General features: G+C 58.1%; 4 protein-coding genes and 1 pseudogene. All 5 read right to left on the bottom strand.

Going from position 1 to position 5,526, the window contains the following annotated elements:
- Positions 1-49 precede the first annotated feature (49 nt).
- Positions 50-445 (bottom strand): annotated as a pseudogene (locus tag ACTH3D_RS12485) (ABC transporter permease); the annotation flags it as partial.
- 1 nt (position 446) lies between these two features.
- Positions 447-1,532 carry a microcin C ABC transporter permease YejB gene (locus ACTH3D_RS12480; protein WP_441667453.1) on the bottom strand — a complete coding sequence of 362 codons (1,086 nt, stop codon included), beginning with the start codon at positions 1,530-1,532 and terminating at the stop codon, positions 447-449.
- A gap of 13 nt (positions 1,533-1,545) precedes the next feature.
- Positions 1,546-3,366, bottom strand: a complete 1,821-nt coding sequence (locus tag ACTH3D_RS12475; protein WP_441667452.1) for an extracellular solute-binding protein — start codon at positions 3,364-3,366, stop codon at positions 1,546-1,548.
- A 44-nt stretch (positions 3,367-3,410) separates the two neighbouring features.
- Entirely contained in the window at positions 3,411-4,598 is a 1,188-nt protein-coding gene (locus ACTH3D_RS12470) for a transglycosylase SLT domain-containing protein (protein WP_441667451.1), read from the bottom strand.
- 85 nt (positions 4,599-4,683) lie between these two features.
- Positions 4,684-5,451, bottom strand: coding sequence for a hydroxyacylglutathione hydrolase (gene gloB / locus ACTH3D_RS12465; RefSeq protein ID WP_441667450.1), 768 nt, complete (start codon positions 5,449-5,451; stop codon positions 4,684-4,686).
- Between the last annotated feature and the right edge of the window lie 75 nt (positions 5,452-5,526).

Below are 5,526 nucleotides of genomic sequence, written 5' to 3'. Positions count from 1 at the left end.
TGCTACACCTCGTGTCCGCCGTCATCTGGCTGGCCTAATTGTTAACGCCTCCTAGCCAATGGCGGGCATCTGGCGGCGACGGGGCGGGATGGGTGAGCTCCATATCCAGGGTGTCATAGGAATAGGGGATCGGCGGCCACAGCATCCAGCCATTGGCCTCGATTTCCTCGCGGATATAGGGATCGCGGTAGTCGGTGGGCGTGGGCAGGAAGCCGCCAAAGTCGGTCTCTGGGTAGTCCACCAGCACCGGCACATACCACTGGCCCTTGTATTCCATGACCAGCGGTTTGTCGTTGGCAATCACCTCGGCCAGTAGGCTGATCACCAGCAGAACGCCAAAGATGATCAACGACCACCAGGCGCGACGGTTGCTCTTGAAGATGGCCAGGCGACGGCGCGTGATGGGCGAGACCCGGTGGGTATGACGGTGTGCGGTAGCGCGCATGTCAGGACTCCCGTGTCGCAAAGTCGATGCGCGGGTCGACCCAAATGTAGGTCAGGTCGGAAACCAGCTTGAGCAACAGCCCGATCAGCGTATACAGGTACAGTGTGCCGAAAATGACCGGATAGTCGCGGTTCATGACGGCTTCAAAGCCAAGCAAGCCCAGGCCATTAAGCGAGAAAATCACCTCGATCAGTAGCGAGCCAGTAAAGAAAATGCCGATTAGCGCCGCTGGTAGCCCAGCAATAATGATCAGCATGGCGTTGCGAAACACGTGGCCATACAGCACCTGTTTGTCATTGGCACCTTTGGCGCGGGCGGTCAGTACATACTGTTTGTGGATTTCATCGAGAAAACTGTTCTTGGTCAGCATGGCAAGGGTGGCGAAACTGCCGATGGCCGACGCCAGCACGGGGAGGGTGATATGCCAGAAGTAGTCTTTGATCTTGCCCCACACCGACAGTGAGTCGAAGTCTGGCGAGGTCAGTCCGCGCAATGGGAAGATATCCCAGTAGCTGCCACCGGCAAACAGCACAATCAACAGGATGGCGAACAGAAAACCAGGAATGGCGTAACCGACGATGACCAACCCTGAGGTCCAGATATCGAACCGTGAGCCGTGGTGCATCGCCTTGCGAATCCCCAGCGGGATAGATACCAGGTAGACCAGTAGCATGGTCCACAGTCCCAATGATATCGACACTGGAAGACGATCAAGCATCATGACGGTGACTTTTTCCCCGCTGACAAAGCTTTTGCCGAGATCAAAGCGCGCGTAATCCTTGAGCATGGAGAAAAAGCGTTCATGAGCGGGGCGGTCGAAGCCGAAGCGCTCCTCGAGACGTTTGACGAACTGGTCTGACATGCCCCGTGAGCCGCGCGACTGGGACTCCCCGCCACCACTGCTAACAACTTCACCGCCGCCGCTTTGTAGGCGCGTACTGGAGTCGCTGGACATGCCCTCAAAGCGCGCCAGCATCTGGTCGATGGGGCCGCCGGGGGCGGCCTGGACAATCATGAAGTTGAGCAGAAGAATCCCCAGCAGCGTGGGGATCATCATCAGCAGACGACGTAACACATAAGCAGCCAAGGTGCTTCCTCGTTCAACGGCTGCGCTGACGCGCTTCGATGCGTTCTGACCGCTCTGGTTCGACCCACCAGGCATCCAGGTCAATACCGTATTCGGGATAGGGCTGCTGGCCGGCAAATTTGTCCCAGGCGGCAATGCGGTTATTGCCTAGGTGCCATTGGGGGATCACATGGAAGCCCCACAGCAGCACGCGATCCAGCGCGCGAGTGGCGTCTTGTAGAGATTTGCGGGAGTCGGCGGCAATCAACCGGTCGACCAACGCATCCACCACCGGATCTTCAAGACCGATCAGGTTTCGACTACGTGGTTGATTGGCGTATTCACTGGCCCAGAACTCGCGCTGTTCATTGCCCGGGTTATTGGACTGCGGATAGCTGCCGACCACCATGTCGAAGTCGAAATCCCGCAGCCGGTTGAGGTACTGACTGACATCCACGGTGCGCAGCTTACCCTTGACGCCGAGACGGGCCAGGTTGCGTAGCAGTGGCTGAACAACGCGCTCAAACTGGCTGTCGTGGAGTAGTACTTCAAAGCGCAACGGTTCGCCAGTGTCTTGATGGATCAGCTCGCCAGCATCATTGTGGGCGTAGCCAGCTTCTTGGAGCAGTGCCATGGCCTGGCGCAGGCGTTCACGCATGTCGGAGGGTTCGGCCATCGGTAGCGGCGTATTGAATACCTCTTCAGGCAGCTGGTCGCGGAAGGGTTCCAGCAAGGCTAGCTCGCCGCCTTCAGGCAGGCCGCTGGCGGCCATGTCTGAGTGCTCGAAGTAGCTTTGGGTGCGCTGGTAGGCATTATAAAATAGGTTCTGGTTCAGCCAGGCGAAGTCGAACACCAGATTGAAGGCCTGCCGTACGCGCTTGTCCTCGAACATCGGGCGGCGTTCGTTCATCACAAAGGCCTGCATGCCAGCGGGCTGTCCGGTGGGCACTTCCAGCAGTTGAACCAGGCCGTCGCGTGCCGCAGGGAAATCATAGGCGGTGGCCCACTGGCGTGCGCTGTTCTCAATACGCAAGTCGAGGTTGCCGGCCTTGAACGCTTCTAGCGCTACGGTGTGGTCGCGGTAGTAATCGAACACCAGCTGCTCAATATTATGGCGACCCTGGTTGACCGGCAATTCATGGCCCCAGTAGTCATCGACGCGCTCATAGACGATTCGGCGTCCAGGGTCCACATCGGCAATGCGATAAGGGCCAGAGCCCAGCAGGGCATCGCGGGTGGTGGCTTCGAAATCACGATCTTGCCAGTAATGGGCGGGAAGAATCGGCAGTTGACCAATGATTAGCGGTAATTCACGGGACTCACTGTCACCCAGGGTGAAGTGCACAGTTTCGCCATCCAGCGCTTTAACTTCAGTGATGTCTGCGTAGTAAGCGCCATAGAAGGGCTGGCCTTTTTCGGTCAGCGTAGTGAAGCTGAACACCACGTCATCTGCAGTGACTGGCTCGCCGTCATGGAAGCGCGCCTGGGGATTGATATCGAACTCGATCCAGCTGCGGTCAGGTGCCAGCCGGATGCCCTCAGCCAACAGGCCGTACATGGTGAAAGGCTCGTCGGGGTTGGTGACCAGCAGAGTATCGTAAATGTTGCTGAGACCCGCGGCAGGGGTGCCCTGAATAATGAAGGGGTTGGTGGAGTCGAAACTGCCGATGGCATCGCGAGCCATACTGCCGCCAACGGGGGCTTGCGGGTTGGTATACGGGAAGTGGGTGAAATCAGCCGCTAGGGCAGGTTCACCGTACAGAGCCAGCGCGTGGCGAGTGTCAATATCATCGGATGCGCTGGTAAGCGCAGGCGCTACCGAAAGCGACAGCATCAGTAGGGCGGTCGAACGCATGACACAAGTTCCTTCTGTAAGCCCAGGGCGTTAGGCCCGCGTAATTACTCTGACATTGTCAGTTGCTGTCCGGGTTGTAAAGCGTCGCTATGGCGAATGCCGTTCCAGCGGGCCAGATCAATCGGTGATATGGCGTGTCGCGATGCAATCTGGCTCAGGGTATCGCCGTGCTGAACCACATGAATGCTGTCAGAGTTGTTAAAGGAGGCAGGTGCTGACTGTTGGTTGAGAGCAGCCACCAGGCGTGGCTGGCGGTCTATGGGTACCTGTAGCTCGCGGACATGGCGCGGGTGTGCTGTGTCGCCTTTCAGTCCGGGGTTAAGCTCAGCCAGCTGCTGTGGGCCGATACCCAGATGCCTCGCTGCCATGTCGAGTGTCAGCGGGGTGGTTACCCTGACACTGGCGAAAGTGGGGGCTGCGTTGATTTCTGGCAGTGTGATGCCATATTTGTCAGGGTCGTTGATGATCGCGGTAATGGCCAGCAATTTGGGCACGTAGTCCATGGTTTCTGAAGGTAGCGACAGGTCCCAGTAACTGTCGCCCTTGCCGTGGCCAGAGGCTGCACGGCGCGCCTTGTTGACGGTGCCGGCACCGGCATTGTATGCCGCTAGGGAAAGCTCAAGGTCCCCTTCGTACCACTGTTCTGCCTGTAGCTCGATGTAGTCCAGTGCAGCTCGGGTGGAGTTCACCACGTCGAGGCGGCCATCCCAATTGCGTGAGCGTTGCAGACCCAGCGCATCGCCGGTGCGCGGCATGATCTGCCATAGTCCGGCAGCGCCCATGTGGCTTTGGGCATTGGGATCAAAGGCACTTTCAACAAAGGGTAGCAGGGCAATTTCACTGGGCAGCCCGCGCGCTTCCACTCTTTGGATGATCCAGCCGAGCCAGGGCTTGGCGCGCTCGCTGATCGCAGCAATATTGCGCGGGCTTTCCAGATAGCGGTTGATCCAGTAACGCACCCGCTGCTCGCCAGCCTGTCGTTGCCATTCCCCCTGCCACGCGAAACCGCCACGCAGGCGCTCCCAGGCATCGGTCGAGTTGACAGCCAACTCACTCCACAACAGCTTCGTGCTTGAGCTGTTGGTAGTAGTAGTGTAAGGGGTAGGTGGCAGAGCGAAATTGCTAGTGGTTGATGCGGCGGCTTGGCCATCGAAGGAAGCGGCCATCAGGGCGCTGGTAAGACTCAGGGTGCCGGCAAGACCGAGCAGTCGGCGGCGCTGGTAAAAGGTCATGCATGTTCTCCAGAAATCGGTCTTGCGCAGTTTTCTCTAGCTGAGCCGTGTAATGAATGGCTTTGGCAGTGAGTCAAGTTAGCAATCAGAAGCTGTCTTTCCAGGCGCGTAGCGTGGCGAAGGTGGCCAGTTCACTGCTGGTATCGCCCTGTGCCGATACTGCTTGCTGAACATCGGTCAGATGACAGCGCAGAAACGGGTTGATTCGAAGCTCGCGTTTCATACTGCTAGGCAAGGTCGGGCGGTCGAGTTTACGCACCCGGCGGCATTCCGCCAAGGCATGCTGGACATCTTTATTCTGCGGGTCGGCTGCTGCTGCGAATTCCAGGTTGGACTGGGTGTACTCGTGAGCAGCAAATACCAAGGTGTCACCGGGCAGTTTTGCAAAGCGTGACAGGGCATTGTGCATCTGCTCGGGAGTGCCTTCGAACAGGCGGCCACAGCCTGCACTGAACAGGGTGTCACCGCAGAACAGCATGGCCGGAATTCCGCGGGTGAAGAAGGCGATATGATCGAGGGTGTGGCCGGGCACCTCTAGCACCTCGAACAGCCGACCCAGCACACGCACGTCATCACCGTCACCGACACGCTCGTCAATATTGGAGATATCCGGGTTGTGCGGCCCGATCACATGCGGTGCATAGCGGGCGACCAGTTCGGCCACTCCACCGGTGTGATCAGAGTGATGATGGGTAATCAGAATACTGGCAAGGGTCAGGTTCTCAGCCTCAAGGACAGCGATAACTGGTGCCGCATCGCCTGGGTCCACCACACAGACTTCACGCTGCGAGTCCTGGCGCAGCATCCAGATATAATTGTCACGGAACGCTGGAATCGGTGTCACGCTCAACATGATAGGCTGTCCCTTGTGTCGGTTTCAGTCACCGACAGCACTGCTAGTTTTTTATGAAATATGTCATGAATGAAT

Origin of the sequence: Halomonas sp., assembly GCF_052095765.1 — a bacterium.
Lineage (GTDB): Bacteria > Pseudomonadota > Gammaproteobacteria > Pseudomonadales > Halomonadaceae > Halomonas.
The sequence above is the reverse complement of the archived record's forward strand: the minus strand, read 5'-3'. Positions and strand labels throughout refer to the sequence as shown.